This window comes from Pseudomonas sp. TH08 (assembly GCF_016651275.1).
Lineage (GTDB): Bacteria > Pseudomonadota > Gammaproteobacteria > Pseudomonadales > Pseudomonadaceae > Aquipseudomonas.
In genome coordinates, this window is sequence record NZ_JAEKEE010000004.1 from 886,329 (window position 1) to 906,265 (window position 19,937).

The 19,937-nt window shown below is 61.1% G+C and carries 16 protein-coding genes and 1 pseudogene; 5 read left to right on the forward strand and 12 right to left on the reverse strand.

What is annotated here, in order from left to right:
• Positions 1 to 14: 14 nt before the first annotated feature.
• The 4 genes and pseudogenes from JFT91_RS20920 to ptrR form a co-directional block, all read right to left on the reverse strand.
• Entirely contained in the window at positions 15 to 443 is a 429-nt protein-coding gene (locus JFT91_RS20920) for a TOBE domain-containing protein (protein ID WP_201202973.1), read from the reverse strand.
• Between the two features lie 95 nt (positions 444 to 538).
• Positions 539 to 892 (reverse strand): gamma-glutamylcyclotransferase family protein, encoded by a 354-nt coding sequence (locus JFT91_RS20925; RefSeq protein WP_201202972.1) that lies wholly within the window; start codon positions 890 to 892, stop codon positions 539 to 541.
• A 9-nt stretch (positions 893 to 901) separates the two neighbouring features.
• Positions 902 to 1,583: pseudogene (locus tag JFT91_RS20930) on the reverse strand (M24 family metallopeptidase).
• A gap of 83 nt (positions 1,584 to 1,666) precedes the next feature.
• Entirely contained in the window at positions 1,667 to 2,545 is an 879-nt protein-coding gene (gene ptrR / locus JFT91_RS20935) for a putrescine utilization regulator PtrR (protein ID WP_201227111.1), read from the reverse strand.
• Positions 2,546 to 2,648: 103 nt separating this feature from the next.
• Here ptrR and JFT91_RS20940 point away from each other — a divergent pair, with 103 nt between their 5' ends.
• Entirely contained in the window at positions 2,649 to 4,040 is a 1,392-nt protein-coding gene (locus tag JFT91_RS20940; RefSeq protein ID WP_201233701.1) for an aldehyde dehydrogenase family protein, read from the forward strand.
• Positions 4,041 to 4,168: 128 nt separating this feature from the next.
• Here the strand turns inward: JFT91_RS20940 and JFT91_RS20945 are convergent, their stop codons facing one another.
• A complete protein-coding gene (locus JFT91_RS20945) occupies positions 4,169 to 5,704 on the reverse strand; it encodes an MFS transporter (RefSeq protein ID WP_201233702.1) in 1,536 nt (511 codons plus the stop codon).
• Between the two features lie 161 nt (positions 5,705 to 5,865).
• Between JFT91_RS20945 and JFT91_RS20950 the strand changes: the two genes are divergently transcribed.
• Complete coding sequence (locus JFT91_RS20950; protein WP_201233703.1) at positions 5,866 to 6,762, forward strand: LysR family transcriptional regulator; 897 nt, start codon at positions 5,866 to 5,868, stop codon at positions 6,760 to 6,762.
• 45 nt (positions 6,763 to 6,807) lie between these two features.
• Here JFT91_RS20950 and JFT91_RS20955 read toward each other — a convergent pair whose 3' ends face one another.
• From JFT91_RS20955 to JFT91_RS20980, 6 genes are all read right to left on the reverse strand, one after another.
• A complete protein-coding gene (locus tag JFT91_RS20955; protein ID WP_201233704.1) occupies positions 6,808 to 7,134 on the reverse strand; it encodes a LysR family transcriptional regulator in 327 nt (108 codons plus the stop codon).
• A gap of 6 nt (positions 7,135 to 7,140) precedes the next feature.
• Positions 7,141 to 7,440: an antibiotic biosynthesis monooxygenase family protein gene (locus tag JFT91_RS20960; protein ID WP_201233705.1), complete on the reverse strand. Its 300-nt coding sequence runs from the start codon at positions 7,438 to 7,440 to the stop codon at positions 7,141 to 7,143.
• Complete coding sequence (locus JFT91_RS20965) at positions 7,437 to 8,936, reverse strand: efflux transporter outer membrane subunit (RefSeq protein ID WP_201233706.1); 1,500 nt, start codon at positions 8,934 to 8,936, stop codon at positions 7,437 to 7,439. Before JFT91_RS20965 ends, JFT91_RS20960 begins: the two co-directional genes overlap by 4 nt.
• A gap of 10 nt (positions 8,937 to 8,946) precedes the next feature.
• Positions 8,947 to 12,201, reverse strand: coding sequence for an efflux RND transporter permease subunit (locus JFT91_RS20970; protein WP_201233707.1), 3,255 nt, complete (start codon positions 12,199 to 12,201; stop codon positions 8,947 to 8,949).
• 13 nt (positions 12,202 to 12,214) lie between these two features.
• The gene (locus JFT91_RS20975; protein ID WP_201233708.1) at positions 12,215 to 13,396 is read right to left on the reverse strand and encodes an efflux RND transporter periplasmic adaptor subunit; all 1,182 of its coding nucleotides are present in this window, start codon (positions 13,394 to 13,396) and stop codon (positions 12,215 to 12,217) included.
• A 117-nt stretch (positions 13,397 to 13,513) separates the two neighbouring features.
• Positions 13,514 to 14,161 (reverse strand): gamma-glutamylcyclotransferase, encoded by a 648-nt coding sequence (locus JFT91_RS20980; RefSeq protein WP_201233709.1) that lies wholly within the window; start codon positions 14,159 to 14,161, stop codon positions 13,514 to 13,516.
• Positions 14,162 to 14,447: 286 nt separating this feature from the next.
• On the opposite strand from JFT91_RS20980, the gene JFT91_RS20985 reads away from it, so the two are divergent.
• The 3 genes from JFT91_RS20985 to JFT91_RS20995 all read left to right on the forward strand — a co-directional run bounded on the left by JFT91_RS20985 (position 14,448) and on the right by JFT91_RS20995 (position 16,913).
• Positions 14,448 to 15,092, forward strand: coding sequence for a glutathione binding-like protein (locus tag JFT91_RS20985; RefSeq protein ID WP_201233710.1), 645 nt, complete (start codon positions 14,448 to 14,450; stop codon positions 15,090 to 15,092).
• Between the two features lie 541 nt (positions 15,093 to 15,633).
• Positions 15,634 to 16,230 carry a paraquat-inducible protein A gene (locus tag JFT91_RS20990; RefSeq protein WP_201233711.1) on the forward strand — a complete coding sequence of 199 codons (597 nt, stop codon included), beginning with the start codon at positions 15,634 to 15,636 and terminating at the stop codon, positions 16,228 to 16,230.
• Positions 16,227 to 16,913 (forward strand): paraquat-inducible protein A, encoded by a 687-nt coding sequence (locus JFT91_RS20995; RefSeq protein WP_201233712.1) that lies wholly within the window; start codon positions 16,227 to 16,229, stop codon positions 16,911 to 16,913. The genes JFT91_RS20990 and JFT91_RS20995 overlap by 4 nt, the downstream gene beginning before the upstream one ends.
• Here JFT91_RS20995 and ydiJ read toward each other — a convergent pair.
• Positions 16,846 to 19,872 (reverse strand): D-2-hydroxyglutarate dehydrogenase YdiJ, encoded by a 3,027-nt coding sequence (gene ydiJ, locus JFT91_RS21000; protein ID WP_201202964.1) that lies wholly within the window; start codon positions 19,870 to 19,872, stop codon positions 16,846 to 16,848. The two genes, JFT91_RS20995 and ydiJ, sit on opposite strands and share 68 nt — an antisense overlap.
• Positions 19,873 to 19,937: the final 65 nt, after the last annotated feature.

Below are 19,937 nucleotides of genomic sequence, written 5' to 3' on the forward strand. Positions count from 1 at the left end.
GCCTGAAGGAATAATCAGGCCGGAACGCCCAGAATGATGTGCGAAGCCTTGATCACAGCGGTCGCGCTGACGCCTTTGGCGAGGCCCAGTTCAGCAACGGCATCGCGAGTTACGATCGAGTAAACCTTGGAACCGCCGGCCAGTTCGATCACCACTTCAGCGTTAACCGCGCCATCAGTCACGCTCAGCACTTTGCCTTCCAGGCAGTTGCGCGCCGAGAGACGAATGTCGCTGGATTCGGTCATCAACATTACCCATGGCGCCTTGACCAGTGCGACAGCCTCTTTGCCGACGGCAATGCCGAGGTTCTTGATGCTTTCCATGGTCACGACGGCAACCAATTGCTCACCGCCCGAAAGGGTCAATACCACTTCGGCGTTGACGGCGCCGGCCTGAACATTGCTGACTTTGCCTTTGAATACGTTGCGTGCACTGACTTTCATGACGGGCGCCCTTTTTTTGACTTTAGAGTTAGGAAACGGCGTGCATCATCGAAGTTGACGCTATATAAAAACAACTACAGCGCTGCGCTCTGTTGTCACGCCTGCACGTAAACCCATGCATCGACCCCAGACTTTAGCAGCACGCTGACGCGTTTGTAGTCCGCCACTTCGTATTCATCCGCAGCAGCCAGTTCCTCTGCAGTAATCCGGAAAACCGTGCCGACAATCTCATCGGCCGCATTGCCGCTTTCCTGCACGATCGGGTGATGGGTTTTGCCGCTGGTGGCGAGCACGGCAGGATCGGTAATCTCGACCATTTGCTGTTTATAGCCCGGCAGACTGTCCGCGCGACCCTCCAACTCTCGGCCAAAGTTGGACAGTTGCACGGCGCGATCCTGCAAAGTGCCGTAGGAAAACAGCAGCACGGTTTGGGGTGTCGGGTGGGTCATGAGGTTTCCTTAAATGAGCAAGTCTTCGTAAAACGCGCCGAACGGCCGTTGCGGGTGAGCAATCTGGATTTCCAGTATCCATACACCGGCATTCGGGGCCTGATCGAAGTCGCCCCAGATCGCCGCCACGATGAATCGCATGAGGAAAGTCACTGACCCGGTGGCCCTTGATGTTGAGGTTCAGCACCCAACCCATCGCCTCGGCCTGGTCGCTGGCATAGCGGTACAGTTCGACACCGGAAACACCTTCGCGCCAGAAAGCTTCGACACGGTCGAACAGTTCCTTGGCAGCTGCCGCACAGGCAATCATCTCCGGGTCGGAGCCTGTGGTGTAGGTCGCGCCCGCATCGCCTTCGTGCCCATGCCAGACCACGCCCATGTCGATAAAGAAAATGTCCTCTTCACCCAACACCGGATCACCCTCAGAGCGCTGTTTGAAGGTCTTCAGCGTGTTGGCGCCGAAACGAATCAACAGCGGATGCCAGATCCGGTCCATGCCCAGTTCAGCGAGGATTTCCTTGCCGCGGGCGATCGCTTCGGACTCAAGCATGCCGGGTTTGATCACTTTGGCAATGGCGTCGACGGCTTGCCAGGTCAGTTGCTGGGCACGGCTCATCGTTTCCAGTACAAAACGATCGCCGACCGCTTCCTTGCCGCTCAAGGCGGTTTTTTCGCTCAGGGCTGTGGTCATTTACGGGTTCCTCATGGCTGCGCTGTATAGTTTTTTATATTGCGAAACGCCGATAAAGATACAGCCATGACACAAAGTGTCAATTACTCTTCTGCACGCACCACGCCGCGCTCCTCCAGCAAGCGCACAAACATGCTCAAACTGCGCGACACCGTGCCCCGTCGCCACACCAGCCAAGTGGTCAGATAACGAAAGTCCGCCGCCAACGGCCAAACGCTGACCGTCGCACTGCCCGGCATGCTCTGGAGCATTTTGCGCGGCATCAACGCCAGCCCGGCACCCGCGCTCACGCAAGCGAGCATGCCGTGGTAAGACTCCATCTCGAAGATCTTGCCCGGCACGGCGGCGTCGGTGCTGAACCATTTTTCGAAGTGATGACGATAGGAACAGTTGGAGCGGAAGGCATAAATGTTCTCGCCGTTCACGTCCGCTGCGCGCTGAACGGGCGCGTGATGCAGCGGCGCGATGATGACCATTTCTTCTTCGAAAGCCGGCACGCCTTCCAGCGTCGGGTGCAGCACCGGGCCATCGACGAACGCCGCCGCAAGACGCCCGGACAGCACGCCGTCGATCATCGTCCCCGAAGGCCCGGTGGACAGGTCGAGATCGACTTTCGGGTGCAACTGGTTATACGCGGCGAGCAACTCGGGAATACGCACCGCCGCGGTACTTTCCAACGAACCCAGCGGGAACGCGCCTTGCGGCTCCTCGCCCGCCACGGTCGCCCGCGCCTCTTGGACCAGGTCGAGAATGCGCCGCGCATACTCAAGAAAACTCCAGCCTGCCGGTGACAGGCGCAAACGGCTTTTTTCGCGAATAAACAGATCAACGCCCAGATCCTGCTCAAGCTGTTTGATCCGCGTGGTCAGGTTCGACGGCACACGATGAATCTGCGCGGCGGCGGCGCTGATGCTGCCGTGCTCGGCAACGGCTTTGAAGATTTCCAGTTGCACCAGATCCACAGTCATTCTCCAAACGTGAAAGAAACGATCTTTATTATTCAGTTTCCAGAAAACAAACGCCACCCTACTCTAGGCCCATCCACTGAACACGCAGGACGACGCCATGAGCCAGATTTCCAGCCAGACCCACGCCATTTCGATCAACCCCGCCACCGGCGAGCAGATCGGCCACTACGCCTTTGAATCCGCGACCGCCCTCGACGCTGCGCTGACCCGCGCCGCTTACGGATTCGGCAAGTGGAAGCGCAAGCCGCTGCAGGATCGTTCGCGCTTGCTGAGCGCCCTCGCCGCCGCATTGCGCGAAACGGCTGAAGCGATGGCAACCATGATCACCCTGGAGATGGGCAAGCCGATTGCTCAGGCACGCGGTGAAATCGAGAAGTGCGCCAAGCTCTGCGAGTGGTACGCCGAACACGGCCCGGCCATGCTTGATGCTGAACCGACCCAGGTCGAAGGTGGCAAGGCGCGTATCGAGTACCGCCCGCTCGGCCCGATCCTCGCGGTGATGCCATGGAACTTCCCGATCTGGCAAGTGCTGCGCGGCGCAGTGCCGGCGCTGATCGCGGGCAACACTTATGTGCTCAAGCACGCGCCGAACGTGATGGGCAGCGCCTATTTGTTGCGCGATGCCTTCACCCGCGCCGGTTTTGCCGACGGTGTGTTTGAAGTGATCAACGTCACCCCGGAAGGCGTTTCCAGCGCCATCGCCGATCCGCGCATTGCCGCTGTAACCCTGACCGGCAGCGTCCGCGCTGGCATGGCCATCGGTGCTCAGGCCGGTGCCGCGCTGAAAAAATGCGTGCTGGAATTGGGCGGTTCCGATCCGTTTATCGTGCTTAACGATGCGGATCTCGACGAAGCCGTGCAGGCCGCCGTCATCGGTCGCTACCAGAACTCCGGGCAGGTCTGCGCCGCCGCCAAGCGCTTGATCATCGAAGAAGGCGTGGTCGAGGAGTTCACCCGCAAATTCGTCGAAGCCACACGCAAATTGAAGGTTGGCGACCCGCTGGCCGCCGACACCTACATCGGCCCGATGGCGCGTTTCGATCTGCGCGATGAATTGGATCAGCAGGTGCGCGACACCCTTGAGGAAGGTGCGACCCTGCTGCTCGGCGGCGGCAAATCCGCAGGTGCCGGCAACTATTACGAGCCGACCGTGCTGGCCAACGTCACCGATCGCATGACCTCGTTCAAACAGGAACTGTTCGGCCCGGTCGCCTCGATCATCACCGCCCGCGATTGCGCCCATGCCGTGGCCCTGGCCAACGACAGCGATTTCGGTCTGACCGCGACGATTTACACCGCCAATGTGCAACTGGCCCAACAACTGACCAGCGAACTGGAAACCGGCGGTGTGTTCATCAATGGCTACTCCGCCAGCGACCCACGCGTGACCTTCGGTGGCGTGAAGAAAAGCGGTTTCGGCCGCGAACTGTCGCACTTCGGCGTACGCGAGTTCTGCAATGCGCAAACCGTGTGGCTGGATCGCAAGTAATCCGAACACATAAACCCGTAGGAGCTGCGGTACGCTGCGGTCTTTTGATGTTGTTTTTAAAGATCAAAAGATCGCAGCGTGCCGCAGCTCCTACAGGATGTTCCCTTCCCATTGGCCGAGGGAGGGTTTTATGCCGTGGCTTGCTGCGGGTCTGCAACCGGCCGATCCCTGCTCAACAGCCCCAGCACCACCGCCGCCGAAGCGAGGGTGATCACTGTCAGGATGTGCAGCAGGTACTGAAACGCCGAGGCATAACCTTCCACCAGACGTTCGTTGGCCAGCCCCGGAATCGCGTTGATCGCATGGGCCATGTCGCCCGTGGTGACTCGGTGTGCAGTCTCGGCAATCAGCGCCGTATCGACACTGCCTGCCACTGCGCTCGACAGGTCGGTATGCAGCAGCGAAGCCAGAATCGCCGCGACACTTGCCAGTGCAATCCCCTCTCCCGCCACGCGCACTGTGTTGAAAATTCCTGCCGCCATCCCCGCACGCTCTTTCGGCACCACACTGACCGACAAGCCATCCATCAAGCCCCACGGCAGACCGGCGCCAACCCCGATCAACACCATCGGAATGACCAGAGCGAATTTCGGTTCGCCAACGTTGTACAGGCTCAGCCAGTGCAGCCCCAGCGCGGCAATCAGAAAACCGATCCCCGACAGGATGCCTGCCGAGACAAACCGGGTCATCGATGCCGCCAGCATCGGCACCACCAGCATCGGTGCGGACAGCGCGAGCAACAGCAGACCGGCGTCGATTTCACTCAAGCCCTCAACCCCGATAAAGCGCAGCGGCAGCATCACCACCAGCACGATGTAGCAGTAGCAGGTGCCGATCGGCAGCATTTGCACGCCGATGAAGCGCGGAAAACGGAACAGGGTAAGGTCGAGCATCGGCCGTTTGACGCGCATTTCGATCATCACGAACAGCGCCAGCAACAATGCCGATGCACCGAGCAGACCGACCACCAGCGGGCTGCGCCATCCACTTTCCGGGGCCTGGATCACGCCGAACGTGAACAGCGCCAGCATCGCGCTGAAGGTGATGGTGCCCGGCCAATCCAGCCCCGTGGCGTCCGGGTCACGGGTTTCGCGCATGCGTGGCAGACCGAAGACCATGGCGATCACACCGATCAACGCGGTGAAAACGAAAATCGCTCGCCAGTTGAATGCTTCGATCAATGCCCCGGCGACCAACGGGCCGAACGCCAGGCCGATACCGAACGTGGTGCCCAGCATGCTGTACGCACGGGTTCTGGCATGGCCTTCGAACTCCTGGGCCAACGCCGCCGAACCGCTGGCCAGCGCCGCAGCCCCCGCCACACCCTGAACGGCGCGCAGCACGTCGAGCCAGAACACCGACGGCGCCAGGCTTTGCGCAAGCGAGGCTGCGGTGAACAGCAGCATGCCGAAAGTGAACAGGCGCTTGCGACCATAGACGTCAGCCAATGCCCCTGCTGCCATCAGCAGGCTGCCGAACGACAACATGAACGCGTTGGTGATCCACGTCAGGGCGACAGGACTGCCGCCCAGGTCACGGCCGATGGCGGGCGTTGCCACCGCGCCGCCGGTAAAACTTAACGGAAGAACCAGTGCCGACAGGCAGATGGCCGCGAGGATCAGCAGCTTGTCGCGCTCGCCCCGCTGTTGAGCGACAGATGTCATGAGTAAATCCTGTGTCAGAAGAAAAAATCGCTGCTTGAATGCAACGTGTAAAACCGGCGGATCCGTGCACGGATCCGCCGTTGAAAGGCCATTGTTGATGACGCCGACCTATTGATAAACTCCGCCAATCGAGACGCTTAGTCGCTCAAGGGGAGACAATCATGGAACGTGCCGATACTTCATTTCCCGACATCGCCGCGTTTGTCGGTGTCGCCCAGACCGGCAGCTTCACCCGCGCAGCGGAGAACCTGGCGACCAGCAAATCCAACGTCGGCAAAGCCGTTCAGCGCCTGGAATCACGCTTGGGTACCAAGCTGTTTCAACGCACCACCCGCGCGGTGCGCCTGACAGAAGACGGCGAGACTTATCTGGTGGCCGCGCAGGCCGCACTCGATGGCTTGCGCGACGCCGCCCAGGCGCTGGCAGCGCGCAAGGAGGAACCGATCGGCCGCGTGCGGCTGGACATCCCTTCAGGCTTTCGCCAGTTGTTTCTGCCGACCATTTCCGAGCTGCGTCACCGCTACCCCCAGGTCACGCTTGAGCTGTCGATGACCGATCGCATGTCCGATGCCGTCGGCGAAGGCTGGGACATCGTCGTGCGTGCCGGCGCCCTGCCCCAGGACAGCGAAATGACCGTGCGCAAGCTGTGCAACACCACGTTGAGCCTGTACGCGTCGCCGGAGTATCTGGCCCGGCATGCACCTATCGAGACGGCAGCGGATCTGGTGCACCACGATGCGGTGATCTTCCGTGGCTTCAGCGGCAAACTGCGACCGTGGTCGCTGACCGAAAACGAACACTTTCGCGAACTGGCACCGCCGCCGGTGCTGGTGCTTTCCGACGGTCAGGCAATGATCGACGCGACGGTGGTCGGCCTCGGCATTTCGCAGCTGTTCAACAAAGTCGCCCAGCCCTATGTCGATTGCGGGCGCCTGGTGCCGGTGTTGCCGGCGGTGGATTCTCCCGGCCCTCCGGTGCACGCGCTGATCCCCCTCGGCAATCGCATGCCGGCGAAAACCCGCGCCGTGCTCAATTACCTCGCCGATCGCTTGCGCTAGCCTCACAACTATTCACTGTGCGGCCCTGCTCGCGAAGAGGCCGGGTCAGTTGACACCATCGTCGCCTGACACAGCGCATTCGCGAGCAAGCCCGCTCCCACGGGTGATCAGGCATTCGATGGTGTGCATCGCCGGTAACAGCGTCGCCGCGACTTCAATGGCCCGGGCCGTCGGGCGTACGCCCCGGCCCGTGCGTACAAACAACGGATCGGCAAACCGCGCCCGCAGCCGCGCCAGCGAGCCACTCACGGCGGGCTGCCCGACCTTGAGCAACGCAGCCGTGCGCGACACATTGCGCTCACGAAACAGCACCGCAAACGTCACCAGCAGATTCAGATCGACGCCACGAAAACTCTCCTCGTTGATCGCCATCGCCCCTCACACATGACTCGCGGTGAAACTGCTCGCCGCAACGCGATTGACCGCGCGACAATCGAGCAGCCGTTCCAGATCATTCAATGCCGGATGCGCGAAATGTGCCTGCATCGCCGCCGCCGATTCCCAGTAGCCAGTGATGATCCACAAGTCGGCATCCGCCGGGCTGCGCACCGCCTGATAGGACAAACACCCCGGCACCTCACCCAAAGTCTGCAGCAGCCGGTCAATCGGCTCGCGCAAGTCTTGCGACTGGCCGCTGACTGCCAGCACTTCGATCACATTGACGGCACCGGTTTTCATATCGATTTCTCCCCGACATTGCCCCAGCCACCACCCAGGGCGCGGATCAGATTGACCGTCGCCACCGCCTGCGCGCCCTGTAGTTGCACGGCAGCCCGACGCGATTGCAGCGCCGTACGTTCGGCGTCGATCACCGACAGATAAATCACATCACCTTCGGTGTACTGAGCCCGTGCCAGTTTTGCCGCACGCGTCGATGCGTCCACGGCTTGCGCCTGGGTCTGTGTCTGCCCCTCCAGCACCCGCAGGTCGGAGAGGTTGTCTTCCACTTCGCGGAACGCCACCAGCACCTGCTGCCGATAATTGGCCACGTCCTCTTCATACTCGGCGCTGGCCTTGGCCAGATTGCCCTTGCGCAGACCACCATCGAAGATCGGCAGGTTCAGCGCGGTGCCGGCCAGCGGTCCGAGCAGGAAGGTGCGGCTGCTCCAGCGGAACAGATTGCTCAGCGAACCCGACTCGAACCCGGCCGAGCCGGTCAATGTCAGCGACGGAAAGAATGCCGCTTTCGCCACGCCGATCCGCGCGTTGGCTGCCGCCATTTCGCGCTCGGCCGCAGCGATGTCCGGCCGCCGCTCCAGCAGCGACGACGGCAGCCCGGCAGGAATGCGCAGCGTCACTGGAGTGAGCGGATTCGCCGCCAGGGAAAACTCCGCCGGACTCTTGCCCAACAACACTGCCAGGCTGTGCTCGGACACAGCGCGCAGACGCTGCACAGTCATCGCATCGGAACGCGACGTCGCCAGTTCGGCCTCGGCCCGGGCCACGTCCAGCTCGCTGATGTCGCCCATCGAATACCGCTGCTGCACCAGTTTCAGCGCTTGCTCACGCAACTGCACGGTCGAGGTGTAAACCTCGTTTTCGGCATCGAGTTGACGCAAGGTGAAGTAGTTCTGCGCCAGGTCTGCCTGTAACGCCAACAACACCGAACGATACAGCGCCTCGCTGCGTTGGGTTTCCGCGTCGGCGGCCTCCACCGTCGACGCCACCCGGCCGAACATGTCGACCTCGTAAGACACTCCCGCCTGCGCGCGCCACAAGGTCTGGCTGGCACCTTTGCCGCTGTCGGATTCATATTGCGAGGCCGGCGAGACCCGTTGCCGGGTCGGACCGAAACCGGCGTCCACCGTCGGGAACAGTTGTGAGCGTTCCGCCTGATTCAATGCCCGCGCCTCTTTCAGACGCGCCGCTGCCGCCAGCAGGTTCTGGTTGGCATCGCGGGCCTGTTGCTGCAGGTCGTTCAACTGCTGATCGCCGAACACCGTCCACCATTCACCGCGAGCGATCTCCTCCGATGGCTGCGCAGTTTTCCACGAGCCCGCTTCGGCGGCGGACAACGCAGTGCGCGGCTCCTGGGTCTTCTCTTCCTTGTAGGCCGGTGGCATCGACACATTGGGTTTGAGGTAGGTCGGCGCCAGCGAGCAACCGGCGGTGGCCATTACAGCGGCGAGCCAGACACTGCCCACCAGCAAACGATTCAAGGCAAATACTTTCATGTCGTTCTCCTTACTTCTCGTACGCCGCTTGCGGCGTGCGCTGCGAAGACTGGGTGGTGGAAACGTCGTGAGTGAAAACGCTGTGATCGTGGGCCGTTGCGTCGGCGCCCAGGTGCGGATGCTTACCGTGCTTGTCGACCAGATGCTCGATACCGGAAAGCTTGCGCAGCAGCACGTAGAACACCGGCGTCAGCATCAGACCGAATAGCGTCACGCCAAGCATGCCGAAGAACACCGCGATGCCCATGGCCTGGCGCATTTCGGCACCGGCGCCGGTGGAGAACACCAGCGGCACCACGCCCATGATGAAAGCGATGGAGGTCATCAGAATCGGCCGCAGACGCAGACGACTGGCCTCGATCGCGGCTTGCACCACGGTGCGGCCCTGCATCTCCAGTTCACGGGCGAATTCGACGATCAGGATCGCGTTCTTCGCCGACAGCCCCACCAGCACCATCAAGCCGATCTGGGTGAAGATGTTGTTGTCGCCATGGGTCAGCCACACCCCGGCCAGCGCCGAGAGAATGCTCATCGGCACGATCAGGATGATCGCCAGCGGCAAGGTCAGGCTTTCGTACAGCGCCGCCAGCACCAGGAACACCAGCAGCACGCTGATCGGGAACACCCACATCGCCGAATCACCGGTCAGCACTTGCTGATAGGTCAGGTCGGTCCACTCGTACTTGATGCCGCGCGGGAACACCTCTTTGGCAATCCGGTCGACCGCTGCCTGCGCCTGACCGGACGAGTAACCTGGCGCCGGCCCACCGTTGATGTCGGCAGCGGTGAAGCCGTTGTAACGCACGACCATTTCCGGGCCGTAAGTGGTGGTAACTCTGATCAGCGACGACAGCGGCACCATCTCGCCTTTGTCGTTGCGGGTCTTCAGCACGCCGATGTTTTCGGCGGTGGCACGAAACGGAGCATCGGCCTGAGCCCGTACCTGATACACGCGGCCGAAGGCGTTGAAGTCGTTGACGTACATCGAGCCCAGATAGATCTGCAGGGTGTCGAACACATCCGTCACCGACACACCCAGTTGCTTGGCCTTGACCCGGTCCAGCTCGACATTGAGTTGCGGCATGTTGATCTGGAAGGTCGAGAACGCCGGGCCGAGTTCCGGGGCCTTGGTGGCTGCGGCGAGGAAGTCCTGGGTCGCCTTGTTCAGCGCCTCGTAACCCAGCGCGCCACGGTCCTCGATCATCAGTTTGAAGCCGCCGACGGTGCCCAGACCCGCCACTGGCGGTGGCGGGAACACGGCAATCGCGGCGTCCTTGATACCGGCGTATTTAGCATTCAACTGGGCAACGATTGCCGAGGCAGATTGCTCCTTGCTGCGGTATTTCGAGGGTTCCAGCACCGGGAACACCAGGGCGCTGCTCGGCGAGTTGGCCAGGCTGACCGACAAGCCCGGGAACTGCGGCAGGTTCTTCACTCCCGGAATTGCCAGGGCGATATCGCCCATGTCGCGCACGACTTTCTCGGTACGGTCCAGGGTCGCGCCGCTCGGCAGTTGCGCGATTGCTACCACGTAATCCTTGTCCTGACCCGGCACAAAACCGCCGGGCACAATCTTGCCCATCCACACCGCTGCGCCGAGCAGCACGCCGTAGATCACCAGCATCACCAGTTTGCGGTTGACCACATGGCGCACGCCTTTGCCGTAATTGTCCGAACCACGGTTGAACACGCGATTGAAGACCTTGAAGAAACCGCCGAGCAGCGTGTCCATGATCCGCGTCAGACGATCTTTCGGCTCGTCATGCCCCTTGAGCAGGATGGCCGCGAGTGCCGGCGACAGGGTCAGCGAGTTGAACGCGGAAATCACCGTCGAGATCGCAATCGTCATCGCGAACTGCTGGTAGAACTGCCCGGTGAGGCCGGACATGAAGGCCAGTGGCACAAACACCGCCACCAGCGTCAGCGCGATTGCGATGATCGGCCCGCTGACTTCCTGCATGGCTTTGTAGGTCGCATCGCGGGGCGACAGACCGGCAGCGATATTACGCTCGACGTTCTCCACCACCACGATCGCGTCGTCGACCACGATGCCAATGGCCAGCACCATGCCGAACAGCGACAAGGCATTGATGGTGTAGCCGAACCCCAGCAGCAGCGCGAACGTACCAATGATCGACACCGGCACCGCCAGCAGCGGGATCAGCGACGCACGCCAGGTTTGCAGGAACACAATGACCACCAGCACCACCAGCGCGATGGCCTCGAGCAGGGTCTGGATCACCGCATGAATGCTGTCGCGGACAAACTGGGTCGGGTCGTACTTGATGCCGTAATCGACACCGTCGGGCATATCCTGTTTGATCTCCTCCATGACCTTGCGCACGTCGTCGGAGATCTGCAGCGAGTTGGCGCCCGGCTGCTGGAAGATGATCATCTGCACCGCAGGTTTGTTGTCGAGCATGGCGCGCAGCGTGTATTCGGAGGCGGCCATTTCCACCCGTGCCACGTCCGACAGATGCGTCACCGCGCCGGCGCTGGTCTTGAGGATGATGTCGCGAAATTCCTGTTCGGTTTTCAGCCGGCCCTGGGCGTTGACGCTCAGTTGCATCGGCACGTCGGTGAGCATCGGCGCACCGCCGACGATACCGGCAGCGACCTGTACGTTCTGCTCGCGAATGGCTTTCACCACATCCAGCGCAGTCATGTTCAGGTGTGCGACTTTCTGCGGATCGAGCCAGATGCGCATCGAATAATCGCCGGCGCCCCACATCACCACTTCGCCGACGCCCGGGATCCGCGCCAGGCGATCCTTGACATTGATCAGCGCGTAGTTGCGCAAGTAGGTCAAGTCATAACGCTGATTCGGCGAAAGAATGCTCACGCCCATGGTCAGGGTCGGCGACGACTTGATGGTGGTCACACCGAGGCGCTGCACGTCTTCCGGCAAGCGCGGCAGCGCCTGGGCCACGCGGTTCTGCACGAACTGCTGGGCCTTGTCCGGATCGGTGCCGAGCTTGAACGTCACAGTGGTGGTCATCTTGCCGTCGCTGTTGGCCAGCGACTGCATGTAAAGCATGTCCTCGACGCCATTGATCTGTTCTTCAATCGGCGAAGCCACGGTTTCGGCTATGACTTTCGGGTTGGCGCCGGGGTATTCGGCACGCACCACCACCGAGGGTGGTACCACTTCAGGGTATTCGGCTGTCGGCAGCTTGGTCAGGGCGATCAAACCGGCCAGCACGATCACCACCGACAGCACGCCGGCGAAGATCGGCCGGTCAATAAAGAATTTTGAGATGTTCATGACGATTCCCGAATTAAGCCGCAGGCTTGGTAGCGCGATTGACGCTGGCCATGTCGACGGTATTGACGTGGACGGCATCGTTGGGGCGTACACGCTGTACGCCGCTGACGATCACCCGGTCTCCTGCCTTGAGGCCGGACGTGACGATGCGCAGACCTTCATGCAGGTTGCCCAGCGTCACTTCGCGGTACTCGACGCGATCCTGGGCGCCGACCACCAGCACGAACTTGCGCGCCTGATCGGTGCCGATGGCCGAGTCGTCGACCAGCACGGTCTCGAACGGCTTGCCGCCACCGACCTTGATCCGCGCATACAGGCCCGGCAGCAGCGCGCCGTTGGCATTGTCGAAACGCGCGCGGACGCGGATGGTGCCGGACTGTGTGTCGAGCTGGTTGTCGATCGAATCCACTGCGCCCTGACGCGAATAGCCGTCCTCATCGGCCAGCCCCAGGGACACGGGGGCGCGGCTGCCGGACGCCTGATTGAGGTAACGCAGGTAGGTTTGCTCATCGACATCGAACGAGGCGTAGATCGGCGAGACAGACACCAGACGGGTCAGCAGCGGCGCCGTTGCGCCGGTCGATACAACGTTGCCGACCGTCAGCTCTGCGCGGGAAACCCGACCGGCCACCGGTGCCTTGATCTCGGTGTACGACAGGTTCACCCGAGCGGCATCCAGCGCCGCCTTCGCCACCTTCACCTGGGCCACGGCTTCGCGCGCAGCGTTCTGTTTCTCATCGAAATCACGCTTGGCGATCGCGTTCTGTTCCACCAGCCGTGCCGCGCGACTGGCATCAGTGGCGGTGTAGCCGGCGCGGGATTCGGCGGCAGCCAATTGTCCGGCGGCGCGATCGACTTCCGCCAGATATGGACGCTGATCGAGGGTAAACAGCAGATCGCCCTTCTTCACCAGCGCGCCATCCTTGAAGTACACGCCGACTATGGTGCCCGGCACCAATGGCCGGATATCCACCTTGTCGACCGCCTCCAGGCGTCCGGAATAGCTTTGCCATTCACTGATCGTTTTGAACACTACGGTGGCAACATCCACCTCAGCCATGGCAGCTGGAGCGGTGTCGGCATGGGCTTTGGCTATCGGCTCGAAATGATCGCCGTAGTTGACGACCATGCCGGCCGCGCCGGCCACTAAGAGCGCACTTAGCGCGACGAAAAGCCGTTTACGATTGGCGACCATTTCACTTCTCCTGACACTATTTATGATGTTCAAAACTTGTTAACCCACTGCAACTTCAAGACGCACGCATCCCTGCAATAAAACGTTCATTGCATAACTTCTTACTACCGAGTCACTTCAATCCATGAGTTCTGCCGATAACGCGCCAATGTATTCATCGACAATCCCGCTCTCACTGAGCGCGCAACACAGTCGATGCACATAATCTGCATTAGTCCCCATCGGCCCTTCGGCAAGTGCCACACTGCCGGCGATGGTTTCGATCCGCGCATCCGCCTCGAACAACGGGTGATCCGGCTCGGCAACAAACACCAGCGCCAGCACGTCGCGACCATCGGCCAGTTGCACGCCGGTCCAGATCGGCCGGTAGGCACCGGTGGGCATTTCGCGGATCCACAGTGAAATAAGTTCGTCGCGGGCCACCGCCTGGGTGATCTTGAACGCCACGCCGTGGGTCTCACCGCCGCGCTGCAAGGCCAGCATCCGCCCCGGCGTTTGCGCTGTCGCGCGCCCGGCGATCATCCGCAGGCAGAAACTGCGATGCCAACCGTGCAGGATGGCCAATTGGCGCTCGGCAAATTCGAGCATCGGGTTCCAGATCAGCGAGCCGTAACCGAAGACCCAGATGTCGCCCTCGCCGGGGCGCGCATTCAGGGTGTCTTCCATCGATTGGCCTATCCGCTCCAGCGTCCACAACAGTTCCGGGGGAACGTCGCTGAATTTCTCCAGATAAGCGCCTGAGCTGATCAACTGTTTCGTCAACATCGCCGTGGTCTCTGCGGTGGGCATTTGCCGTTGAGCGAATGTTGGCCGAGACGTCCCCGTCGGATAAACAACACGGGGCGCTACTCTTAGTAGCTCCAGAGGAGACAATCACGCCTGAATGCGTGATACAGCGGGGTCGTTGGACCGATTGACATCGCTGATTAATTGTCTCCATAAAAGCTACAGAGCATAAACTTTTGCGCTATTTATCGCCTCAGCCACCATGGGCAGACTGGATTTGCCGGTCCACTTCAGGACCCCCGACTTTCTCCCAAAGGTGATTGCCATGAAGCTCTACATTGCCAACCAGACTTGCTCCCAAGCCGTCCAGATCATCGCCAACGAACTGGGCCTGACCCCGGAACTGGTGCACTTCGACGTATTCGGCCGGACTACCTCCAGCGGCGATGACTTCGCGGCGGTGAACCCGCTGCTATACGTGCCCGCCCTGCTGCTCGACAACACCTTCAACGATGTCCTGTCGGAAACCATCGTCATTACCGCCTACCTCGCCGACCAGCATCCAGAGTCGAGCCTGATCCCGGCGCGCGGCACGCTGGAACGGGTCAAAGTCGATCAGTTGCTGACCTTCGTCGCTACCGAAATCGCCCAGAAACACATCCCGCTGATGCGCAAACTGCTGACCGAAGACGGCACCCAGTGGACCCGCAACAAGATCGTCAGCGCCTATGCCCAACTTGACGCAAGCCTGGCCGACGGGCGCACCTGGCTGACCGGTGAACAGTTCACCGTGGCCGATGCCTACGTCTTCGCCACCTGGTGGCACGAACGCTCCGGCGCTCAGATCGAACATCTGCAAAACCTGATGGCGTGGAAGGCCCGCGTCGACGCCCGCCCTTCGGTGCGCAAGGCACTGGCCGAAGAAGCGGCGCTGTATGCCGAACATATGGAGCAACTTAAAACGGCTTGATTGAATTGTTGGACTAAACAGGTCGCTCAGGCGGCCTGTTTGCGTTTTGCGATATGACTCAAGTTGATAACAACGTTAAAAACGGGGCGAAAAAAAGGCCGCCTGATAACAGGCGGCCAAAACCAAAGGAGTAAACAGAATAGGGATTCCATGTTTACGGCCGAGAGTCTACTCATATCCGTGACGACGTTCTTATTGTCTTCATCAATACTTACCATCAACAAAATCCGCTTTACTGTAAGAGTTATCCAAGGCGGTAATTTATTGACTTTGTTGTGCGGAAAAACAAGATCAAAAGATCGCGGCCTTCGGCAACGCCTACAGCGTTGACTTGGCAGTCTGTCACTTTCACTACAAATGCGACGTTCCAACACGCTCCAAAGCCTTCACCGACTCCTTCCGCGCACCCAAAACCCATGCAGGAGCAGCCGAAGGTTGCGATCTTTTGATCTTGTTTCAAAAGATCGCAACCTTCATCAGCTCCTTCAGAGAGCGAGGTCTATAGTGATCAGGTCTTGTGCCCTGGCGTCGAGCGTTGCCCATGACTTCAAACGAGCACCTGATCATCTGTGAGCATTGCGACTGTGTGTATGAAAAAGTCGTACTGGCCAAACACCAGAAAACCCTCTGCGCCCGCTGCGGCGGTGTGCTCCAGCGCTATAACGGTTTGACGGTGGAGCAACGCCTGGCCCTGACTTTCACCGCGGCCATGTTGTGGCTGTTCGCCAATTTCTATCCGGTGATGAGCATCAGCCTCAAAGGCCTGAAAAACAGCGCCACACTGTGGGATTCGGTGCTGGCGTTGAGTCAGGGGCCGATTACGTTCATGGCAATGGTCGCGGCGATTTCGATCATCATTGCCCCGGCGTTTCAACTGGTGTTGCTGGTCTGGGTACTGAGTTTCGCCCTCCGCTCGCAACGCGCACCGGGCTTCAAACTGTGCATGCGCTGGCTGGAAACCCTGCGGCCGTGGAGCATGCTCGAAGTGTGTCTGCTGGGGGCGATGGTGGCGGTGTTCAAACTTGCCGGCCTGCTCGACGTGTTGCCCGGCATCGGCCTGTTCGCACTGGCCGTGCTGAGCTTGATGATGATCCGCATTGCCGGTCGCGACATCCGTGACCTCTGGGACATTCTATGAAGCGACCACCGACTGCCAGCGAACTCAATCTATGCCTGTGCCACAGTTGCGGACTGGCCTGCGACATGTCCGACGAGCCGCACCAATGCCCGCGCTGTGATGCGCCGCTGCATCGGCGCAAGACCAACTCGCTGACGCGCACCTGGGCCTACATGCTCGCCGCACTGGCGTTTTACATACCCGCCAATCTGCTGCCGGTGATGAACACCAGCATGCTCGGCAGCGGTGCCGACAGCACGATCATGAGTGGCGTGCTGGAGTTCTGGGAAGGCGGCGCCTGGGACATTGCGCTGATCATTTTCATCGCCAGCATCGCCGTGCCGGGGATCAAGTTCGTCGCCCTGACACTGCTGCTGACGACCGTACAGCGCGACAGCGCCTGGGCGCGCAAGGAACGCTCGAAGCTGTACCGTTTCGTCGAGTTGATCGGCTATTGGTCGATGCTCGACGTCCTCGTCGTGGCACTGGTCGCAGCGTTGGTGAAGTTTCAGGCGCTGGGCGATATCGAACCGCGACCGGGCATTCTGTTCTTTGGCCTGGTCGTGGTGTTCACCATGCTCGCGGCGATGAGCTTCGATCCACGCCTGATCTGGGACAAGGACGTCGACACCTCGCTCAGCGACGAAGAACCTCAAGCAACACCTGCAACGGATGGCGCAGTGCCTGATCCGACTGGCGCTTGACCTGGCTGCGGCAGGAATAACCGGTGGCCAGTGCTTCGCCCTTCTCCGCCGGCGCCTCGACCTGACGCGCCCACGACTGCTCGTAGATCACCGCCGACGTTTCGCGGTTGCGCGCCTCATGCCCGTAAGTGCCGGACATGCCACAGCAGCCGGTGGCCTGGGTCGCCAGTTGCAAACCGACACGGTCGAACACCTGCTCCCATTGGCGAGTGGCGGCCGGGGCGTTGGTTTTCTCGGTGCAGTGCGCGAGCAGTCGGAACGACGCGGTTTTGGCCTGAAGTGTCTGCTCCGGCATGACGTTGAGTAACCACTCCTGCACCAGCGCGACTTCCGGGCATTGCTGTATGCCCGGCACTTTCAGGTATTCCTGGCGATACACCAGGGTCATCGCCGGATCGAGCCCGAGCAAAGGCACGCCAATGTCCGCCAATTCACGTAACTGCCGGGCATTGCGCAGGGCCGCGCGGTTGAATGCCGAGAGAAAGCCCTGCACATGCAACGGCTTGCCGTTGGCGCTGAACGGCGCCAGATAGACCTGATAACCGAGACGCGCAATCAGCTCGACCAGATCCGCCAGCAACGGAGCTTCGAAGTAGCGGGTAAACGCGTCCTGCACCAGCACTACGCTGCGTTCGCGTTGCGCCGGGGTCAGCGTCGACAAGGTCGCCACCGTCGCCGGCCGCACCTGCCAACGACGCATCGCCGCATGGAAATCGAAACGGCTGAGCAAGGGCACATCGACCATGCCACCAACGCGCTCCAGAACGCCGCGAATCAGCGCCGCGCCCATCAAACCGTTATACAGCGCCGGAATACGCGCCATGTACGGAATGCTGTATTCCAGCGAGGCAATCAGATAATCCCGCGCCGGGCGCAGATAACGACCGTGATACAGCTCGAGAAAGCGCGAACGAAACTCCGGCACGTTGACCTTCACCGGGCACTGGCCCGCGCAGGATTTGCACGCCAGACACCCGGCCATGGCGTCATACACTTCATGGGAGAAGTCTTCGGTTTGCGTGCGGGTGTTGCGCCAGCGCTGCCACAACGTACTGAAAAACGCAGGCTTGCGAATCGCCTCCGACAGCACGTCGACACCCGCCTCGCCCTGCAACCGCAGCCACTCACGGATCAACGAGGCGCGGCCCTTGGGCGACTGTGCGCGTTCACGCGTGGCTTTCCACGACGGGCACATCGCGTCATCGGGATCAAAGTTGTAGCAGGCGCCATTGCCGTTGCAATGCATGGCGGCGCCGTAGTCCTGCCAGACTTTTTCGTCGATCTGCCGATCCAGCTCACCACGCAGGGTCACTTCATCGATTTTCAGCAGCTTCGCATCGGTGTTGGCCGGGGTAGCGATCTTGCCCGGATTGAACTGATTGAACGGGTCAAACGCGGCCTTCAGCGCTTGCAGCGCCGGGTAAAGATCACCGAAAAATGCCGGCGCGTACTCCGAACGCAGACCTTTACCGTGCTCGCCCCAGAGCAGGCCGCCATAGCGCTGGGTCAACGCGGCAACGCCGTCGGACACCGGGCGCACCAGCGCCGCCTGCTGCGGGTCTTTCATGTCGAGAATCGGCCGCACGTGCAGTACGCCGGCATCGACGTGGCCGAACATGCCGTACTGCAAGCCGTGGCTGTCGAGCAAATCGCGCAGCTCGGCGATGTATTCCGCGAGGTGTTGCGGCGGTACAGCGGTGTCTTCGACAAACGGTTGCGGCCGCGCTTCACCGGCGACGTTGCCGAGCAGGCCGACCGCGCGTTTACGCATACCGTAAACCTTGCTCACCGCCGCTTGCCCGACTGCCAGCGTGTGGCCCAATCGCTCGACGGTTCGATCGCTGCTCAAGTGCTTGATGAACGACTCGACCCGACGCTGCAGGTCTTCTGGATCATCGCCGCAAAATTCGACGAGGTTGATGCCCAGGGTCGGCCGCTCGGCACTTTGCGGAAAATACTCCGCGACGCCGTGCCAGACGATGTCCTGCATCGCCAGCAACAACACTTTCGAGTCGACGGTTTCGATCGACAGCGGCTTGAGCGCCATCAGCGCCCGCGCATCGCGCAATGCGTCCATGAACCCGGCGTAGCGGATGTTCACCAGCATCGTGTGTTTGGGGATCGGCAGCACATTGAGCCGCGCCTCGACGACAAAACCCAGCGAACCTTCCGCACCGCAGAGCACGCTGTTGAGGTTGAAGCGCCGGTCGGCCTCGCGCAGATGCGCGAGGTCGTAACCGGTCAGGCAGCGGTTCAGATCAGGAAAGCGTTGCTTGATCAGTTCGCCCTGCTCATCAATGATCTGTCGCGCGCAACGGTAGACTTCGCCGACCCGATCTTCACGGGCACACAGTGCGCTCAGTTCGCTTTCCTCAAGCGGCAGACCGTGCAGACGCTCGCCGCCACGCAGGATCATGTCGAGTTCAAGCACATGGTCGCGGGTCTTGCCATAGGTGCAACTGCCCTGGCCGCTGGCGTCGGTATTGATCATGCCGCCGACGGTTGCGCGGTTTGAGGTCGACAGTTCCGGAGCGAAAAACAGCCCGGCGGACTTCAGCGCCGCATTGAGCTGATCCTTGACCACCCCGGCCTGCACGCGCACCCAGCGCTGCTCGACGTTGATCTCCAGAATGCGGTTCATGTGCCGCGACAGGTCGACAACGATGCCGTCGGTCAACGATTGGCCATTGGTGCCCGTGCCGCCGCCGCGCGGGGTGATCACCACCTGTTGGTACGCAGGCTCAGCGATCAGCCGTGCCACCCGCGCGACGTCGTCGGCATCCATGGGAAACACCGCCGCTTGCGGCAGGCGTTGATAGATCGAGTTATCGGTTGCGAGCACCACGCGACTGGCGTAATCGGCGCTGATTTCACCGCGAAAGCCGCTGGCCTTCAGGGCTTTGAGGAACTGCTGATAATCGGTGGTCAGTGCGGTGGCGGGCGACAGCTGGGCAATCATCGGTCGGGGAATCTCAGGTCAAAATCAGGCGATGTGGCGGTGAACAGTTGTACGCAACGAATGAT